At 57.1% G+C, this 18,356-nt stretch carries 16 protein-coding genes; 6 read left to right on the top strand and 10 right to left on the bottom strand.

The genetic code is table 11. From position 1 onward, the window contains the following. The coding region (locus tag KXD86_RS18215; RefSeq protein WP_218637560.1) for a hypothetical protein at positions 1-238 on the top strand (238 nt) is incomplete at its 5' end. A gap of 156 nt (positions 239-394) precedes the next feature. Here KXD86_RS18215 and msrQ read toward each other — a convergent pair. The 6 genes from msrQ to KXD86_RS18185 form a co-directional block, all read right to left on the bottom strand. Next, positions 395-1,018, bottom strand: coding sequence for a protein-methionine-sulfoxide reductase heme-binding subunit MsrQ (gene msrQ / locus KXD86_RS18210; protein WP_218637559.1), 624 nt, complete (start codon positions 1,016-1,018; stop codon positions 395-397). Continuing rightward, positions 1,018-1,992, bottom strand: coding sequence for a protein-methionine-sulfoxide reductase catalytic subunit MsrP (gene msrP / locus KXD86_RS18205; protein WP_218637558.1), 975 nt, complete (start codon positions 1,990-1,992; stop codon positions 1,018-1,020). Before msrP ends, msrQ begins: the two co-directional genes overlap by 1 nt. Before the next feature lie 102 nt (positions 1,993-2,094). Further along, the gene (pssA, locus tag KXD86_RS18200; protein WP_218637557.1) at positions 2,095-2,946 is read right to left on the bottom strand and encodes a CDP-diacylglycerol--serine O-phosphatidyltransferase; all 852 of its coding nucleotides are present in this window, start codon (positions 2,944-2,946) and stop codon (positions 2,095-2,097) included. 89 nt (positions 2,947-3,035) lie between these two features. Further along, positions 3,036-4,052, bottom strand: a complete 1,017-nt coding sequence (gene ilvC / locus KXD86_RS18195; protein WP_218637556.1) for a ketol-acid reductoisomerase — start codon at positions 4,050-4,052, stop codon at positions 3,036-3,038. A 64-nt stretch (positions 4,053-4,116) separates the two neighbouring features. Continuing rightward, positions 4,117-4,608, bottom strand: coding sequence for an acetolactate synthase small subunit (gene ilvN / locus KXD86_RS18190; RefSeq protein WP_070970156.1), 492 nt, complete (start codon positions 4,606-4,608; stop codon positions 4,117-4,119). Between the two features lie 2 nt (positions 4,609-4,610). Beyond that, positions 4,611-6,329 carry an acetolactate synthase 3 large subunit gene (locus KXD86_RS18185; RefSeq protein ID WP_218637555.1) on the bottom strand — a complete coding sequence of 573 codons (1,719 nt, stop codon included), beginning with the start codon at positions 6,327-6,329 and terminating at the stop codon, positions 4,611-4,613. A gap of 506 nt (positions 6,330-6,835) precedes the next feature. Between KXD86_RS18185 and KXD86_RS18180 the strand changes: the two genes are divergently transcribed. After that, complete coding sequence (locus KXD86_RS18180) at positions 6,836-7,321, top strand: DUF4124 domain-containing protein (RefSeq protein ID WP_312846328.1); 486 nt, start codon at positions 6,836-6,838, stop codon at positions 7,319-7,321. 54 nt (positions 7,322-7,375) lie between these two features. On the opposite strand, the gene clpB is transcribed toward KXD86_RS18180, so the two are convergent. From clpB to rluD, 3 genes are all read right to left on the bottom strand, one after another. Then, positions 7,376-9,952 carry an ATP-dependent chaperone ClpB gene (gene clpB, locus KXD86_RS18175; RefSeq protein ID WP_218637553.1) on the bottom strand — a complete coding sequence of 859 codons (2,577 nt, stop codon included), beginning with the start codon at positions 9,950-9,952 and terminating at the stop codon, positions 7,376-7,378. 169 nt (positions 9,953-10,121) lie between these two features. Further along, entirely contained in the window at positions 10,122-10,871 is a 750-nt protein-coding gene (gene pgeF / locus KXD86_RS18170) for a peptidoglycan editing factor PgeF (RefSeq protein WP_218637552.1), read from the bottom strand. After that, positions 10,861-11,838 (bottom strand): 23S rRNA pseudouridine(1911/1915/1917) synthase RluD, encoded by a 978-nt coding sequence (rluD, locus tag KXD86_RS18165; RefSeq protein WP_218637551.1) that lies wholly within the window; start codon positions 11,836-11,838, stop codon positions 10,861-10,863. The genes pgeF and rluD overlap by 11 nt, the downstream gene beginning before the upstream one ends. 134 nt (positions 11,839-11,972) lie before the next feature. Between rluD and KXD86_RS18160 the strand changes: the two genes are divergently transcribed. Next, complete coding sequence (locus tag KXD86_RS18160; RefSeq protein WP_218637550.1) at positions 11,973-12,806, top strand: outer membrane protein assembly factor BamD; 834 nt, start codon at positions 11,973-11,975, stop codon at positions 12,804-12,806. 22 nt (positions 12,807-12,828) lie between these two features. On the opposite strand, the gene KXD86_RS18155 is transcribed toward KXD86_RS18160, so the two are convergent. Further along, positions 12,829-14,493 (bottom strand): NAD+ synthase, encoded by a 1,665-nt coding sequence (locus tag KXD86_RS18155; RefSeq protein WP_218637549.1) that lies wholly within the window; start codon positions 14,491-14,493, stop codon positions 12,829-12,831. A gap of 94 nt (positions 14,494-14,587) precedes the next feature. On the opposite strand from KXD86_RS18155, the gene KXD86_RS18150 reads away from it, so the two are divergent. The 3 genes from KXD86_RS18150 to KXD86_RS18140 all read left to right on the top strand — a co-directional run bounded on the left by KXD86_RS18150 (position 14,588) and on the right by KXD86_RS18140 (position 18,318). Then, positions 14,588-16,231, top strand: coding sequence for a sensor histidine kinase (locus KXD86_RS18150; RefSeq protein WP_218637548.1), 1,644 nt, complete (start codon positions 14,588-14,590; stop codon positions 16,229-16,231). 56 nt (positions 16,232-16,287) lie between these two features. Further along, positions 16,288-17,676, top strand: coding sequence for a sigma-54-dependent transcriptional regulator (locus KXD86_RS18145; RefSeq protein ID WP_218637547.1), 1,389 nt, complete (start codon positions 16,288-16,290; stop codon positions 17,674-17,676). 78 nt (positions 17,677-17,754) lie between these two features. Further along, the gene (locus KXD86_RS18140; protein WP_218637568.1) at positions 17,755-18,318 is read left to right on the top strand and encodes a GspH/FimT family pseudopilin; all 564 of its coding nucleotides are present in this window, start codon (positions 17,755-17,757) and stop codon (positions 18,316-18,318) included. Positions 18,319-18,356: the final 38 nt, after the last annotated feature.

Here is an 18,356-nt window from a genome sequence, read left to right as displayed (position 1 = left end):
TAAAGAGCGTTTGAGCCGTTGCTCAATCAAGGCCGCGTATTCTACATCGAACCGCCACCTTGTCAACCGTTTATTTTTCGTTGTTTTCCGTCTCCGGAAACCGCCGAAAAACCACCCGGCTTATTGCTTGTTTCGGGCTGCGCATTCTACGCTGAATCGCTACCCTGTCAACCGTTTTCTGAAGAAGTTTGAAACTCATTTTCTTCAATACTTTCAGACGGTTGCTTTCTTTGGCTAGCCGCTTTGCAGTGGCTTGTTCCTCAGAAGTGGTGCGCATTCTACAGGCGTCAGAAAAACTGTCAACGCGGTTTTCAAATAAATCTCAGGAAGTAGCGGTTTCCACCTATAAAATGGCCGTTCGGACGGGCATTCTGATCAAACACCGAACGAATCGCTACCTTTTCAGGGGCACCAGAGCCGACCACCCCGCCCAACGCCAACGGAGCGCAAGGAGCCAGACCACGATAACGGCATAGAGGACCATCTCCCCCACATCACTTCTGGCTTGCCAGATAAAATGAATCCAGGCCAAAACCACGGCAAGGTAAATCAGCCGGTGCAGCCGTTTCCAGCGCGCTCCCCCCAGTTTTCGCACCATCCCCTTTGTCGAGGTGATCGCAAGAGGGACGAGACACAGGAACGCCAGCGCACCGGCGATGATGTAAGGTCGCTTCGTGAACGTCGCCCAAAGGTCGTACCAGCCAACGATAAACTGAAGAAACGCCAGAACATGCAGTATGGCGTAGAAAAACGCGAACAAGCCAAGCATTCTGCGAACACGAAGCCAACCACCCCAATCCGTCCAGCGCTTGAGGGGCGTCATGCACAACGTCGCCAGGAGTAACTGGAACGCCGCGAGACCGAGGGACTCGGTTATGGCCTGTCCGGGATCCGGACCCAACCCGCCTTGAAAAAGTTTCCAAAGCAACCCAAGGACGGGCATCGACGCCAGTGCCGCTGCACAAACTCGAAACCCCAACAGGAAGGCCGGGCTTCGACGCCAATCAATGCCCACCATCAATAAAACTTCCGGAGATCCATTCCCTTGTACAGGTGCGCGACCTGTTCGCCATAACCATTGAACTTTTGCGTCTCAACCCAGTTTGGCGACAGCAATCCGGACGGAAGCCGTCGCTCCCGCTTCTGACTCCAGCGGGGATGATCAACCTCTGGATTCACATTGGCGTAGAAACCGTACTCCTGTGGCGCAATCATTTCCCACGTTGTTTTGGGGCGGTCCTCCTGGAAACGGATTTTGACAATCGATTTGATGCTCTTGAACCCATACTTCCAGGGTAGGACCAATCGAATCGGCGCACCGTTCTGTTTCGGCATGGTCTTGCCGTACAGGCCGACCGCCAGGAAGGCGAGTTCGTTCATGGCCTCATCCATGCGGAGCCCCTCCTGGTACGGCCAGTCAATGGTGCTGAACATCGATCGCTGCGCGCGCATCTGTTCAGGGTCGTGTAGGGTCTCAAAATAGACGTACTTGGCGTTCGATGTCGGCTCGAAACGCTTCAACACCTGGGCTAAAGGAATACCGACCCAGGGAATCACCATCGACCACGCCTCAACACAACGCAACCGATAGACGCGTTCCTCATACTGGTGCGGCTTCAGAACATCCTCGAGGGGATAGACGCCCGGTTTGCCGCACTCACCCTCCACCGTGATGGACCAGGGATCAACCGACATCTCACCGGCATAGCGCGCCGGATCGTCCTTGCCCGTCCCAAATTCATAGAAGTTGTTATAACGAGTGACGTCCTCGTACGGCGTCTTCTCCTCGTCGGTCGAAAACCGGGGCATCTCCGAGAAAGCCAGCGGCTCACCCTGCACCGGCAGCGCTGCCGCGGAAAGCAGACCCGGCATGGCAAGACCTGCCGCACCAGCCAAAGCGCCGGACATAAAGCGTCGACGATTGAGGTAAATACGCTCTGGTGTGACGAGGGAATGAGGAAGTGCCCAGGATGGGCGTTTTTTGATCAGCATCGAAACTCTCCGTTACCAGCCACCAGGCCTTCAACCAGTGGGAGGATTGACCGGAAGTTTCGCGCAAAATTCCCGGGTCACTGGGACCCGGGCTTAGCGTGCCTAGGCAGAAGCGTCCGCATTGCGGCGGGGCTTCTTTCTGAACAGAGCACGAACGGGACCGGACAATGCGTAAATCAGGAATGCAGTGAACAGTACGGTTGCCGGGTCGAGAGCGATCACTACAAAAATCAGCACCACCAGCAGGATCGCTGCAAAGGGCACGCGCCCGCGCATGTCGAGATCTTTGAAGCTGCGATAGAGGACGTTGCTGACCATCATCACCCCTGTACCACCGACCACGACAATGGTCAGTAGCGTCAGCCATGAAGCCGGCTCGAACATATGGAAGCACCACACCAGGCCCGCGACACAGGCGGCGGCAGCGGGACTGGGCAAGCCAACAAAGTACTTCTTGTCGACCGAACCGATCTGGACATTAAAACGCGCCAGCCGCAACGCCGCGCCCGCTACGTAAATAAAGGTAATGGCCCAGCCAACCTTGCCAAGGCCATTCAGCGACCAGAAAAAAGCCACCAGCCCCGGGGCCACACCAAACGCGACCATATCGGCGAGGGAATCGTACTCTTCGCCGAACTTGCTCTGCGTGTTGGTCATCCGAGCTACACGGCCATCGAGCCCGTCCAGAATCATGGACACGAAAATAGCGACCGCCGCGTTATCAAACACGCCGTTGGCGGCAGACACAATGGCGTAGAATCCCGAGAACAGGGATGCCGTGGTCAGGGCATTGGGCAGCAGATAGATACCCTTTCGGCGCACCGGCGCACCCTCGACCAGTTCCTCTTCAACAACCTCACCGGCTTCGATTTCGTACTCGGAAGTCTGTTTTTGGACCGCTTCCGATGGATCCCTCTGAGCTTCTTGATCGGCAGATTTTTTTTCGTCAGTCATTCCCATTACTCCGGAAAGCATTTGGGCGGAGTATATACGAAAAACGCGGCCACCCGGGCCGCGTTTTTAAGAACCAGTCGGAAATCCGATCAGTTCTTATCCTTGTCCACGATCTTGTTCGCGGAAATCCACGGCATCATGCCGCGCAGTTTTTCACCCACGGTTTCGATCTCGTGAGCCGCGTTCTGGCGACGACGCGCGGTCATGGACGGGTAGTTGAGTGCACCTTCGGAGATAAACATCTTGGCGTACTCACCGCTCTGAATCCGCTTCAGCGCGTTGCGCATGGCTTCACGGGACTGCTCGTTGATCACTTCCGGGCCGGTCACGTACTCACCATACTCCGCGTTGTTGGAGATGGAATAGTTCATGTTGGCGATGCCGCCCTCGTACATCAGGTCAACGATCAACTTCAGCTCGTGCAAACACTCAAAGTACGCCATTTCCGGCGCATACCCGGCTTCGGTCAGCGTTTCGAAGCCGGCTTTCACCAGCTCAACCGCGCCACCACACAGGACCGCCTGCTCACCAAACAGGTCGGTTTCGGTCTCATCCTTGAAGGTGGTTTCGATGATACCGGTACGACCGCCGCCAATGCCGCTGGCGTAGGACAAAGACACGTTCTTGGCATTGCCAGACGCATCCTGGAAAATCGCGATCAGATCAGGGATGCCGCCACCGTTGGCAAACTCGGTGCGCACGGTGTGGCCCGGAGCCTTCGGCGCCACCATGATCACATCCAGATCCTTACGCGGTACGATCTGGTTGTAGTGGATCGCGAAGCCGTGAGCGAAGGCCAGTGTTGCACCCTGCTTCAGGTTCGGCTCGATCTCAGCCTTGTACAGCTGGGCCTGGAACTCATCCGGAGTCAGCACCATGACCACGTCAGCAGCAGCGACGGCAGACGGTACGTCGCTGGTCTTCAGACCATAGGCTTCGGCCTTGGCAATCGAGGAGGACCCCGGACGCAGACCCACGGTTACGTCTACACCGGACTCCTTCAGGTTGCACGCATGGGCATGACCCTGGGAACCGAAACCAATGATGGCAACTTTCTTGCTCTGGATGATGGAAAGATCACAATCCTTATCGTAGTAAACCTGCATGACAAACCTCTGTTATTTGTAATGGCCCCACCGGGCCATGATGTTCGAACTTAAGTAATGACCGTTACAGACTGAGCACTTTCTCGCCGCGCGCGATGCCGGATACACCGGTACGAACGACTTCCAGAACTCCCGAGGTACCGACGGCCTGGATGAATCCGTCCAGCTTTTCGCTGTCGCCCGCCAACTGAACCGTGTACACGGAACTGGTAACGTCGACGATCTGGCCACGGAATATATCCACGGTGCGTTTGATTTCGGCGCGCTGTGAGCCGGTGGCCTTGAGCTTCACCAGCATCAACTCCCGCTCAATGTGGGACCCTTCTGTCAAATCCACCAGCTTGACCACCTCAATCAGCTTATTCAGCTGCTTGGTGATCTGTTCGATGACCTTGTCGGATCCCGTGGTGGTTACGGTCAGACGGGACAGGGTCTCGTCTTCCGTCGGCGCCACGGTAAGCGTTTCGATGTTGTAGTTGCGCTGGGAGAACAGGCCCACAACACGCGACAGTGCGCCGGGTTCGTTTTCCAACAAAACAGAAATGATTCGACGCATGATCACACCCTCTCCGTTTTGCTGAGCCACATGTCCTTCATGGAGCCACGGGCAACTTGCATCGGATAGACGTGCTCGAAACGATCAACGTAGATATCCACGAACACCAACTCGTCCTTCATGGCCAGCACTTCTTTTAGCTTGGCTTCCAGATCGGCTTTCTTGTCGATCAGGACGCCCTTATGGCCATAAGCCTCTGCCAGTTTTATGAAATCCGGCAAAGACTCCATGTAGGACTGGGAATGACGGGACTCATAGTTCATGTCCTGCCACTGCTTGACCATGCCAAGTGCCTGGTTGTTCAGGTTGATGATTTTCACCGGCAGATTGTACTGCTTGCAGGTCGACAGCTCCTGAATGTTCATCTGGATACTGCCTTCGCCTGTGATACACAGCACTTCGTCGTTCGGGTGCGTCAGCTTGACGCCCATGGCGGCTGGCAAGCCGAAGCCCATGGTGCCCAGACCACCGGAGTTGATCCAGCGATTGGGTTTGTCGAACTTGTAGTACTGGGCCGCAAACATCTGGTGCTGGCCGACATCGGAGGTCACAAAGGCTTCACCGTTGGTGAGCCGGCACAACATTTCGATCACTTCCTGCGGCTTGATGACGTCGTCACTGGTCTCGTAACGCATGCCATGGAAAGCACGCCATTCCTCGATCTGCTTCCACCAGGAACCCAACGCATCCGCATCCGGCTTTTCCTTGCTTTCCTTCACCAGAGACAACATTTCCTTCAACACCGCGTCCACCGGCCCAACGATGGGAACGTCTGCGTCGATGGTCTTGGAAATGGACGCCGGATCGATATCGATGTGGATAATGCGGGCGCCGGGACAGAACTTCTCGGTGGCGTTGGTTACGCGGTCATCAAAACGCGCACCAACGCAGAGAATCAGGTCCGAATGGTGCATCGCCATATTGGCTTCGTAGGTGCCGTGCATCCCGAGCCAGCCCAGATGCTGTTTGTCACTGGCTGGATAGCAGCCGATGCCCATCAGGGTATTGGTAATCGGGTAGCCGAGGGTACGGACCAGTTCTGTCAGTTGATCCGACGCCTTGCCAAGAATCACCCCCCCACCGGCGTAGATGATCGGGCGGCGCGCCGCCAGCATCATGTCTACCGCTTTCTTGATCTGACCGGCATGACCTCGAATCGCGGGGTTGTACGAACGCAGCTTGACCTTCTTCGGGTAGGAATACTCATACCGCTCGTTCGGCGTCGTCATATCCTTGGGGATATCGACCACGACAGGACCGGGGCGACCGGTTGCGGCGATGTAGTAGGCCTTGCGGATCACCTCGGGAATTTCTTCCGGGTGACGCACACTGAGGTTGTGCTTCACGACTGGGCGAGAGACACCGATCATGTCGGTTTCCTGGAACGCGTCCTCACCAATCAGGGTGGAGGCAACCTGACCGCACAGAACCACCATGGGGATGGAGTCCATGAATGCGGTGGCAATGCCGGTAATAGTGTTGGTGGCTCCAGGACCCGAGGTCACCAGTACAGTGCCCGGCTTTCCGGTCGCGCGCGCATAACCGTCGGCCATGTGGACCGCCGCCTGCTCGTGCCTTACCAGAATGTGTTTGACTTTGTCCTGCCTGAACAGCGCATCATAAATATGAAGGGCTGCACCACCCGGATAGCCGTAGATGTATTCGATCCCTTCATCCTGCAGGGAGCGAATGAGCATATCGGCACCAGACAATAACTCCACGATTTTCTACCCTCTTCATACGAGTGAATGAGCCGGGACCACGCCCGGTTGCCTGGATTCACGGTTTCCCTGCTTCTTGTGAAAGCGGAACCGGCTGCTCCTCCACACTTTGTAAGAGGTTGTCTCCTGGCCAGCCGCCCTCCTGAGGGTTGCGGAGAACGGCCAATCAACGGGTTGCACGTAAGCAACAACCATCCCGCGACAGAACCGCGGGGCGTTCAGTGTGGTAATTAACGGGGGATACTCGCTCGGGATTGCCTGCCGTATTGACCCCAGTCTTCAGGCAATCGGTAATTCTGACAGCGCGAAACTCCCTGTCAATAGTCGTCTCGGCTTTATAGCGCCTTTATCGCCAAAGGTCTGCCATACTTGCGTCAATTCTGGAACAGAGTTTTGAACCAGACAGAAGAAAAATGTCGACATGGATGGCATGATAGCCATACAGCTACAGAAAGACGGGCCCGGTTGCCCAGGGTTCAGCCCGCACCGGGAGCAGTGACCACATAATGAGTAGACCCATGAACAAAAAAATCCTGACGCTGACCTTACTATTGGCCGTTGTACCAGGTGTTTCGATGAGCGCCTCTGTCTATAAATGGACCGACGAAAACGGGGTAACTCACTTTGGAGACCGGCAGCCTACCGGCAAGCCATCGGAGAAGGTGAACGTGCGCTCGGGAACCGCGTCTCCGAGTACATCCAGCCGCAAAAGCCCGCAGGAACGAATGAGCGACCTCCAGGAACAGCAGAATGAGGAGGCGGAGCAACGCAGAGAAACGGCCGCTGAAGAAGCCCGCCGCAAGCAACGCGACGCTAACTGCGCAACTGCTCGCTCAAACCTCGACGTCATTGACAGCAACGCGCGAATCCGGGTGGAAGAAAACGGAGAACAGCGCTACCTGTCTCCCGAGGAAATTGCGGACCAACGCCAGAAGTTCCAGGAAATTGCCGACGAGAATTGCGGGCCGGAGAACGTTCAGGCCGTACAGTAGATTGCTTCTAAAGTTGCGGCGGAGCACCTATCCCGGGATGCTCCGCCGGCTTCTTTACGCTTTGGCAAATTCCAGCTTGTGATCCTTCACCGTGCCCAGGATGGTATCACCGGACACAAACTCACCCTGCAACAGCCGTTGCGCCAACGGATTCTCGATCATCCGCTGGATTGCCCGCTTCAGGGGACGAGCCCCGTAGACCGGGTCGTAACCGACCTGCGCCAGAAGCTCCATGGCCGACTCATCCAACTCCAGCTTCATGTCCTGATCCTTTAGCCGCTTGCTCAAGGACTCGATCTGAATCTTTGCGATGCCAAGGATCTGGTTTTCCGCCAGCGGGTGGAAGACCACGACTTCATCCACGCGGTTTATGAATTCCGGACGGAAGTGTGTGCCCACGACTTCCATCACTGCGTTCTTCATGGATTCGTAATTTTCCTCACCCGCTTTCTGCTGAATGATGTCCGAACCCAGGTTCGAGGTCATCACGATCACCGTGTTGCGGAAGTCGACCGTGCGGCCCTGACCATCGGTCAGGCGTCCGTCTTCAAGCACCTGCAAAAGAATGTTGAAGACATCCGGGTGAGCCTTCTCCACCTCATCCAGAAGCAGGACCGAATAAGGCCGACGACGCACGGCTTCAGTCAGGTACCCACCTTCCTCGTAACCAACATAGCCTGGAGGCGCACCAATCAGCCGGGCAACGGAGTGTTTCTCCATGAACTCCGACATATCGATACGGACCATGGCCTCCTCGGTATCAAACAGGAATGCCGCCAGCGACTTGCAGAGCTCGGTCTTACCCACACCGGTCGGCCCGAGGAACAGGAAGGACCCGTTCGGACGATGGGGATCGGACAGCCCGGCCCGTGAGCGACGAACGGCATTGGAAACCGCTTCAACGGCCTCATCCTGGCCAATGACGCGGCCATGCAGCGCCTCCTCCATGCGCATCAGCTTGTCCCGCTCACCCTCGAGCATCTTCGATACGGGAATGCCCGTCCACTTGGAGACGATCTCGGCAATCTCCTCGTCGGTAACCCGATTGCGCAGCAGCTTCATTTCCATCATTTCGGCCTGGCTGGCCATGTCCAGCTGACGTTCCAGTTCGGGAATCTGGCCGTACTGCAGCTCGGACATCTTGCCGAGGTCACCCGCACGGCGAGCGTTCTCAAGATCAATCCGCGCCTGCTCCAACTGGCTCTTGATTTTCTGGGAGCCATGCAGCGCCGCCTTTTCGGTGTTCCAGACCTCTTCCAGATCCGCGTATTCACGCTCAACGCCGGCAATCACGCTCGACAATTCTTGCAGGCGCTTTTTCGACGCCTCATCGGTTTCCTTTTTCAGCGCCTCACGCTCGATCTTGAGCTGGATCAGACGACGTTCCAGGCGATCCAGCGCCTCCGGCTTGGAGTCCATTTCCATGCGAATCTGACTCGCGGCCTCGTCCACCAGGTCGATCGCCTTGTCCGGCAACTGGCGGTCGGTAATGTACCGATGTGACAGCTTGGCCGCGGCGATGATGGCGCCGTCGGTGACTTCAACACCGTGGTGCACTTCGTAGCGTTCCTTTAGACCGCGGAGGATGGCGATGGTGTCTTCCTCGCTCGGCTCGCTCACCAGAACCTTCTGGAAGCGACGCTCCAGCGCCGCATCCTTCTCGATGTTCTCGCGGTATTCGTCCAGCGTCGTGGCCCCGACACAGTGCAGCTCGCCACGGGCAAGCGCGGGCTTGAGCATGTTGCCCGCATCCATGGAACCTTCTGCTTTACCGGCGCCGACCATGGTATGGATTTCATCAATGAACAGGATGATCTGGCCTTCCTGCTTGGACAATTCGTTCAGCACCGCCTTGAGGCGCTCCTCGAATTCACCCCGGAACTTGGCGCCCGCGATCAGCGCGCCCATGTCGAGGGACAGCACTTTCTTGTCCTTCAACCCGTCAGGGACCTCACCGTTGACGATGCGCTGGGCCAGGCCCTCGACAATGGCAGTCTTGCCGACACCCGGCTCACCAATGAGAACCGGATTGTTCTTGCGGCGACGCTGCAACACCTGGATTGTTCGACGGATTTCATCGTCTCGACCGATGACCGGATCAAGCTTGCCCGCCTCGGCCCGTTCGGTCAGGTCAATGGTGAACTTGTCCAGGGCCTGCCGGTTTTCCTCGGCGCTGGCGTCGTTCACAGCCTCACCGCCCCGAACCTCGTCAATGGCCTTTTCCAGAGCGGCCTTGTCCACACCTTGCTCACGGAGCACACGGCCGAGGGTGCCCCGGTCTTCCAGCGCAGCCAACAACATCAGTTCGCTGGAAATGAACTGGTCCTGACGCTTCTGGGCCAGCTTGTCGGCAATATTGAACAGACGCCCCATGTCATTGGACATGGAGACATCGCCTGCGGAACCCTGCACTTCCGGCAGATGCTCAATTTCCCGCGCGATGGCCTGGCGGATTCGCCCCGGCTCCGACCCGGCCTGTTTCAATAACGGCTTGATCGAACTCCCCTCCTGATCCAGGAGAGCCTGCATAAGGTGTACCGGCTCGATAAAATTGTGGTCCTTGCCCACCGCAAGCGATTGCGCATCCGCTAGCGCGGTTTGCAACCGGCTGGTCAGCTTGTCGATTCTCATAAAGTCTATTCCCCAATTCGTCTATCCGGGAGGTCAGCGAAGCACTCGGCTCAACCAACATCCGCATTGCTTTGCTCTTAAATGTAAGGGCAAGCGAGGGGACTTCAAGCGGGCCCACCGCCAAACTGTCAGAAAATTGACGGGAGTCATCCGATTGGGCGGAAAGCGCTCAGCCATCCAGCCAGATGAGCGTGGCCATCCGACCGGTTCGGCCATCACGGCGGTAGGAATAGAAACGGCTTGAATCAGAAACCGTGCAGAGGGGATTGCCGTATATCGCATCCACCCCGGCCGATTCCAACCGTTGCCGGGCCAGGCGATAGATGTCTGCCATGAAGTGGCCTGGACGGGCACCCTGCTGCGAGAAGGCGGCAGCAGCCCCGGCGTTTCGGGCGATGAACGCCTCACGGACTTCAGGGCCTACCTCAAAATGCTCGGATCCGATGGCCGGGCCCAGCCACGCCACCAATTCCGTGGCGGGCTCGTCAAAACACTTCACCACCCTCTCCAGCACGCCATTGCAAAGGCCACGCCAGCCGGCATGAGCCGCTGCAACCCGGGTACCCGCCCGGTTGCAGAGCAATACCGGCAGGCAGTCGGCCGTGAGAATAGCGCAGACCTGACCCGGTCGGTCCGTAATCGATGCGTCGGCCACCGGCACTCCTTCTGCAGGAAGTGTGACCACGTCAGTGCCGTGCACCTGGGATAACCAGCCAAACGCGCCGGTTGAGAGCGACAGCCTGTCGGCTACCCGCCGACGGTTTGCCTCCACGTGATGCGGATCATCCTCGACGTGCGTGCCCAGATTGAGTGAGTCCCAGGGTGGAAGGCTCACCCCACCCTGCCGGGTGGTACAGACCGCGCGAACCTTGGTAGGCGCCGGCCAGTCTGGCCAAATCAACTCCGGCTCAGTATTCACTGCTTTCCAGGTCCTTCACGTGCTTGCGCAACGCTGCCATGAGCTCAACCATATCGTCCGGAAGCGGCACCTCCCACGACATGGTTTCACCGGTTTCGGGGTGTTCCAGCGTTAACTTGCGGGCGTGCAGGGCCTGACGATTGAATGCCGCCAACGCCTCCCTCAGCTCCTCGGTCGTGCCTTTGGGAAGACGCAGGCGCCCCCCATAGAGCGGATCACCCACCAGGGGGTGTTTGACGTGGGCCATGTGTACACGGATCTGGTGCGTGCGCCCACTCTCCAGTTTGCAGCTGATGTGGGTATGAGCGGCAAACCGCTCGACCAGCCGGTAGTGTGTTACCGCAGGCTTCCCGGACGGCACGACGGCCATTTTCTTGCGTTCACGGGGATGCCGACCGATGGGTGCATCCACCGTCGAGCCCCCCGTCAGGGTGCCAACGACTACCGCATCGTATTCACGACCCATGGTTCGGGTCTGAAGCTGATCAACCAGAGAGGTATGCGCAATCAGGCTGCGCGCCACCACCATCACCCCGGACGTATCCTTATCGAGCCGGTGCACGATTCCGGCTCGCGGTAGATTCTCCACTTCCGGCGCATAATTCAACAGCGCGTTCACCAGCGTCCCATCAGCATGACCAGCCGCAGGGTGCACCACGAGCCCGGCCGGTTTGTTGATGACCAGGAGATGCTCGTCCTGGTAGACAATATCGAGCGTGATTTCCTCTGCCTGCCAACTGACCTGGGCCTCCGGCTCGGCATCAAGTTCCAGCCGATCGTCCAGCATGACCTTGTCCCGAGGCTTGCGGGCCTGGCCATTTACGGTCAGGGCACCGCTCTTGATCCAGGTTTGCAGCCGCGACCGGGAATGTTCTGGCATCAACTCAGCCGCGGCCTGATCCAGCCTCCGATCGCTCAACTCCGGCGGTACAACAAAGCTGGCGGTAATTCGATTTTCAGATGACATTAAGCCCCCGGGGCCGGTGTGTGTTACGTTTCGGAAAGAATTTTTCAAACCAAGAGGCACAGTCTGCACATACGGCGTCTTCCCCGCTACAATGGCCCTCTTTTGAATTTATCGACATTATACGGGATTCCGGCATGAGATCAGTTGTCCGTTTACTCCTACTGGCCACACTGGTGGTGTTGGTCAGTGCGTGCGCCTCCAACCAGGAGGAAGAAGTACTGCCGGAGAAGACCTACTACGACAATGCCCGTGAGGCGATGAACTCCGGCAATTTCAACGAAGCCGAAGAAAACCTCGACTCACTCGAGACCTACTACCCCTTCGGCCGCTATGCCGAGCAGGCCCAGCTTGACCTGATTTACGCCCGCTATCAGAACCTTGACCTGGAGGGTGCCCGTGCCGCCGCAGACCGTTTTCTCCGGCTCAACCCCCAGAGCGACCACGCAGACTACGCGCTTTACATGCGCGGCCTTGCCTCCTACAACCTCGACATCGGCCTGGCAGCACGCTATTTTCCGATCGATGTCGCCGCACGGGATCCCGGTGAGCAAAGTCAGGCCTTTCGGGACTTTTCCGAATTACTGAATCGGTATCCGGACAGCCAGTACGTAGCCGATGCACGCCAGCGCATGATTGCCATCCGCAATCGAATGGCGCAACTGGAAATATTCGCCGCACGCTATTACATCAAGCGCGAAGCCTACGTGGCTGCCAACAACCGGGCGCGCTATGTGGTGGAAAACTATCCCACGTCGCCGGTGGTTGAAGAGGCGCTCATCATCATGGCGGAGACGTTCCGCTTCCTCGATCTCAAGAAAGGTGCCGAGGACGCGGTCGCCTTGCTGCGGACCAACTTCCCCAAGAGTGAGGCATTCAATGAGGATGGGGAGTTTGAGGCCGACGTGCTGAAGGGCGAAAACCGCTCCTTGTCCAGCGTTGTCACGTTCGGCCTCATGGGCGACGAATAAACAGGTTACGGCATCACCAACGTCACTTGCCGCTCTTCCATCCGTTGGTGATGGGATAGCGGCGATCCTTTCCAAAACCCCGCTCTGTAATTCTGACGCCAATCGGTGCCTGCCGACGCTTGTACTCATTGATATCCACCAAGCGAATCACCCGGTCCACATCGACACGATCAAACCCTTCGGCAACAATGGCATCGGCACTGAAATCCCGTTCAACGTAAAGATTCAGGATCTGGTCGAGGACATCGTAGCCCGGCAGGCTGTCCTCGTCCTTCTGATCCGGTGCCAGTTCTGCTGACGGGGGGCGGGTAATGACGCGATCCGGAATCACCTGAGACACGGTATTGCGGTATTTGGCCAAGCGAAAAACGAGAGTCTTGGGCACATCCTTGAGGACATCGAATCCCCCCGCCATATCGCCGTACAGTGTTGAATAGCCCACCGCCATCTCACTCTTGTTGCCCGTGGTGAGGACCAGCGAACCAAACTTGTTGGAGAGGGACATCAGTAGCACGCCGCGCAAACGTGCCTGTAGGTTCTCTTCCGTGGTGTCAGGGCGAGTGCCTTCGAAAGGTCCGGCGAGAGTTGCCATGAAAGCGTCATACATCGGCTCAATGGAAAACACATCGTACTGCACACCTAATGCCAAAGCCTCGGCCTCGGCATCCTCCAGACTCATGCTGGAGGTGTACCGGAACGGCATCATAACGGCCCGCACCCGATCCTTGCCGAGCGCATCGACCGCCACCGCCAGGGTGACGGCGGAATCAATACCGCCCGAGAGCCCAAGCACCACTGACTTGAAGCCATTCTTGTTCACATAATCTCGGACACCAGTCACCAGGGCACTGTAAACGTTTTCTTCCAGGGAAGGCTCGCTGGGCAAGGGACGGGAAACCGGCTGGCAATGATGCTCACAGAGGAAATCGACCGGGAAAAGCCCTTCCTCGAACTGCGGTGCCTCAACCGAAAGCACACCAGAGTGATCAAACACCATGGATCCGCCGTCGAATACCAGCTCATCCTGTCCCCCGACGAGGTTAACGTAGACGATGCTGACGAGATTCTCTCGGGATTTACGCTCCAGCAATGCCTTCCGACGAGCCTGCTTGTCAACGTCAAAGGGCGAGGCATTGAGATTCAGGATCAAGCGCGCACCGGCTGCCGCGGCCTCTTCAACGGGGCCATCTTTCCAGAGGTCTTCGCACACCGTAATGCCCACGGGCACACCGTGGATATCCAGCGTCACCACATCCCTGCCCTCGGCGAAATACCGCTTCTCGTCAAAGACCTGATAGTTAGGCGGAAACCGCTTGAAATAGCGGCCGGTCACAGTGCCGTCCTGGATAACAACAGCCGCGTTGTAGAGCAGAGCGCCTTCCCTGAGAGGGGCGCCAATAACAATGGCAGGCCCGAAGCTTTCTTCCCGCAACCTTTGCAGAGCCTCTTGGACCCGAACCTCAAGACTCGGCCTGAGCAGCAGATCCTCTGGCGGATACCCCGTCAGACACAGTTCCGGAAACACCACGATGTCCGCCTGATGCTCATCCTCTGCCCGTCGAGTCGCCTTCATGATGAGATCCGTATTCCCGGGAATATCGCCCACCAGAAAATCAAGCTGGGCCATGACGACCCGCAATTTCTTGGGGAAAGTTTGAGGGGACGCTGCATTCCCGGAAACGGACATAATTTGGCTCCTGTAACTCATTGCCACGAAAAGGCTATTATAACCCCCCAAGCGCGAGGATTTCTCCCGAACCACCTGCGGATCCCGACAAATCATGGCAGTAGAACAAGCTTCACTGGCGAATGCCAGCGCACAAACGCCTTCAGACCAGCAGCAGGTAAAGCTGTTTCGCGTTTATAATCACTACCGGCTGGTCGTCAGCCTGATGCTGCTGGGCCTGCTTTTTGTGGACCCCGCCAATTTCGATACCCGGTTCCGGTTACTGGACTATTATCAGGCGGGCGTCGCCGGCTATCTGGGCCTGAACACGTTCATTGCCCTGATCATCTTCGCTGGTTTCAGGCCCAGTCAGCGCCACATCACGCTCTCGATCCTGCTGGACATTCTGGTGATGCACTGGCTCTTGTTCACCAGTACCGGCATCACCAACGGGCTTGCTAACCTGGTCATTGTTTCCGTTGCCGCAGGGAACATTCTGACCCCCAGCCGGCTGGGGATTTTCTACGCCGCACTTGCCGCCCTCTGTTCGTTGGGAATTTCCGGCTGGGCGGTGCTGACTCTGGGTGAGTCGGGTGATGATATTGTTCGAGCCGGCTCCCTCGGCATCCTGTACTTTGCGACCGCGTTTGCCCTGCAATATATCTCCCGGCGCATGATGCGCAGTGAAGCCCTGGCCAGCAGCCGTGCCCAAAGCATCGCCGAGCTCGAGCAGATCAATCAGCAGATTATCCAGCGCATGCGAACCGGCATTCTGGTTCTGGACCGATATGGCCAGATACGGTTGGCCAACGCTGCTGCAGAAGAACTTCTGTTTGGGGCGCCTACAAAAGATAGCGGTCAATCGGTCACTCCCCGGATTCTGCCCCAACCGCTGAAGCTTGGACTGGAATCCTGGATGAAAGACCCCACTCGCCGAATCGAGCCGTTCCAGCCCTTTCCTACCTCCCCCGCTCTCCAGGCTAACTTTACACAGCTGGACCAGAATCGTGGTGACCAGATACTCGTTTTTATTGAGGACATGAGCAAAGTCACCCAGCAGGCACAACAGATGAAACTGGCCTCTCTCGGGCGCCTGACCGCGGGTATCGCGCACGAGATACGCAATCCCCTGGGCGCAATCAGTCACGCGGCCCAGCTCATGGAAGAATCGCCTCACCTTGACCAGGGTGACCACCAGATGCTGGATATCATCCGTCGCCACTCCCGCCGAGTGAACGGCATCGTGGAAAATGTCCTCGACCTTTCCCGTCGGCGCGCCGCCCATACCGACCTCATCAAGGTCGAGCCATGGCTGGAGGAATTCAAGGCGGACTACCTTCAGACCCAGGACGAGGTTGCCGCCCACTCCATCATCGACCTTACCGTGGATCCTGATGTGCCCTTGGCACGGTTCGACAAGAGTCAGATCGAGCAGGTCATGGTAAACCTCTGCGATAACGGACTGCGCTACAGCCATCAGCAAACGGGCGAGCGTAAGATCTCGCTTCACGCTGGCGCAACGGTGGACGGCGAGCGGGCCTACGTTGAGGTCCGGGATTCGGGTCCGGGTATAGCGCCTGAGCACCAGAATTCAGTCTTCGAACCCTTTTTCACCACCGACAAGAGCGGAACAGGCCTTGGCCTTTATCTGGCCCGGGAACTGTGCGAGGCTAATCAAGCCCATCTTTCTCTGGTGGAAGACAACCAGCCGGGCTGCTGCTTCCGCCTTACTTTTGCCCATCCGGGGCGGCTCATCTGAACCGGCGCCGGCGGAGATCGAGCGTCTGAAGAACGACATGGAACTGATAAATAACGATGACTACGCACTCTGCTCTGATTGTTGATGACGAACCAGACATTCGGGATCTGCTCGAAATTACGCTGACCCGAATGGGCATCAAGGCCATGACGGCTCCAGACCTAGGTGGCGCGCGAAAGCTGCTGGAAGAAAATAGCTTCCATCTCTGCCTCACCGATATGAACCTTCCCGACGGAAATGGCATTGAGCTCGTGCAGTGGATCCAGCAACACGCATCGGCAACACCGGTTGCCGTGATTACCGCCTACGGCAACATGGATACGGCAATCGAGTCCCTGAAGGCGGGCGCGTTTGATTTTGTCTCCAAACCTGTGGAACTGCCGAGGTTGCGTGAACTGGTGAGCAGTGCACTGAAACTGTCTCAACCCAAGGCAGAACAGGACGATGGAGAGGATGAGCCAGGCCTGTTACTGGGCAACTCTCCTCAAATCCGGAAGCTGCGGAACCAGACAAGAAAACTGGCAAGAAGTCAGGCACCGGTGTTCATCAGCGGGGAATCGGGCAGCGGTAAGGAACTGGTTGCGAGGATGATCCACCTCCAGGGGCCGCGCCGGGATGGGCCCTTCATTGCCGTCAACTGCGGTGCTATTCCGTCCGAACTCATGGAAAGTGAATTCTTCGGCCACAAAAAAGGCAGCTTTACCGGCGCAGTGGAAAACAAGGACGGTCTGTTCCGCTCTGCCAACGGGGGAACGCTCTTTCTTGACGAGGTGGCCGACCTGCCACTCGCAATGCAGGTCAAGTTGCTACGGGCGATCCAGGAAAAGGCGGTCAGACCGGTTGGCGACACCAAAGAAGTTCCTGTAGATATCCGCGTGCTCAGCGCGACCCATAAACACCTGCCGGAACTGGTTCAGGAAGGTAGTTTCCGGCAGGACCTTTTCTACCGGATTAACGTCATTGAGCTTGCCGTGCCGCCACTTCGGGAACGGGCCGATGACATTAGCCTGCTGGCTGACCACATTCTTGAGAGAATTGCACGGGAATACGAGTGTGAGCCCGCGACTCTGACATCGAAGGCTCTGGAACGACTTCAGAGCTACGACTTCCCCGGCAACGTCCGGGAGCTTGAGAACGCCCTGGAACGCGCGTTCACCTTGTGTGACGACGACGCGATCGATGCTGACGACCTTCATCTTGGTAATGGCATGCAGCCGTCAACGCCGGCGGCGGTACTGAGCGGCGGTAATGGTACAACGGATGGAAAAAGCATTCAGGTGCCCGAGGGCGAAATTGACCTTGAGGGGTATCTTGAGACCATCGAACGGCAGACAATTGAAAAGGCCCTCGAGGCTACCCGCTGGAACAAGACGGCGGCGGCAAAGAGGCTGGGGATTAGTTTCCGGGCTCTTAGATATCGGTTGAAGAAGTTGGGGATGGAGTAAGCCCTCACAATACGGTAATGTGCGATTGGGCAGGATGCCCAAGCAATTCGTGAAAGAAAAAGACAAAGGAACTGTCAGATGAATTCCAACAACCGGATTGGCGGCTTCACTCTTTTGGAGTTGCTGATTACGCTCGTCATTGTGTCAGCAATAGCAACCTTCGCGATTCCGTCCATGGGTCGACTCGTAAAGAATGCCCAGCGGCATACGGCCGTCAGCGACATGATCGCTCTTGTTAACCTAGCAAGAAATAGCGCCATCATGGCGCAGACGACTGTGACCGTTTGCCCTCTGGACGAGAACGACGAATGCGCTAACGATTGGTCTGGCGAGATAACGGTTTTCCGGGATCCAGGAGCCAGTAAAACACTGGGTAACGCCGGACAAATAATTCGAATCGCCCCCCCTTCCCATGGCGGACAATGGATTGCAAACACCTCTTCACGCCCCTACTTTCGATTCATGCCCACAGGAATCGCAAATTATGCTATCGGGAATATGATCTGGTGTCCCTCAAATGGAGATATGACGATCGCCCGACAACTTGTAATCAACAGGGGAGGCAGGGTACGTCAATCCATTGATCAGGATGGGGATGGAATAGTCGAGAATAGCAATGGAAACCCCATCGACTGCAGCTAAAAAAGGGCGTATCAAACGCCCCCGAGCTTTCATCAACA

The organism is Marinobacter arenosus (genome assembly GCF_019264345.1).
GTDB classification, from domain to species: Bacteria; Pseudomonadota; Gammaproteobacteria; order Pseudomonadales; family Oleiphilaceae; genus Marinobacter; species Marinobacter arenosus.
This window is presented reverse-complemented; position numbering and strand designations above follow the sequence as displayed.

Coding starts and splice junctions, on each gene's coding strand:
- KXD86_RS18155 (WP_218637549.1), bottom strand. CDS start 14,493: ATGTCCGTTTCCGGGAATGCAGCGTCCCCTCAAACTTTCCCCAAGAAA.
- KXD86_RS18150 (WP_218637548.1), top strand. CDS start 14,588: ATGGCAGTAGAACAAGCTTCACTGGCGAATGCCAGCGCACAAACGCCT.
- rluD (WP_218637551.1), bottom strand. CDS start 11,838: ATGTCATCTGAAAATCGAATTACCGCCAGCTTTGTTGTACCGCCGGAG.
- pssA (WP_218637557.1), bottom strand. CDS start 2,946: ATGACTGACGAAAAAAAATCTGCCGATCAAGAAGCTCAGAGGGATCCA.
- ilvC (WP_218637556.1), bottom strand. CDS start 4,052: ATGCAGGTTTACTACGATAAGGATTGTGATCTTTCCATCATCCAGAGC.
- clpB (WP_218637553.1), bottom strand. CDS start 9,952: ATGAGAATCGACAAGCTGACCAGCCGGTTGCAAACCGCGCTAGCGGAT.
- msrP (WP_218637558.1), bottom strand. CDS start 1,992: ATGCTGATCAAAAAACGCCCATCCTGGGCACTTCCTCATTCCCTCGTC.
- KXD86_RS18140 (WP_218637568.1), top strand. CDS start 17,755: ATGAATTCCAACAACCGGATTGGCGGCTTCACTCTTTTGGAGTTGCTG.
- KXD86_RS18145 (WP_218637547.1), top strand. CDS start 16,288: ATGACTACGCACTCTGCTCTGATTGTTGATGACGAACCAGACATTCGG.
- KXD86_RS18160 (WP_218637550.1), top strand. CDS start 11,973: ATGAGATCAGTTGTCCGTTTACTCCTACTGGCCACACTGGTGGTGTTG.
- ilvN (WP_070970156.1), bottom strand. CDS start 4,608: ATGCGTCGAATCATTTCTGTTTTGTTGGAAAACGAACCCGGCGCACTG.
- msrQ (WP_218637559.1), bottom strand. CDS start 1,018: ATGGTGGGCATTGATTGGCGTCGAAGCCCGGCCTTCCTGTTGGGGTTT.
- KXD86_RS18180 (WP_312846328.1), top strand. CDS start 6,836: ATGAGTAGACCCATGAACAAAAAAATCCTGACGCTGACCTTACTATTG.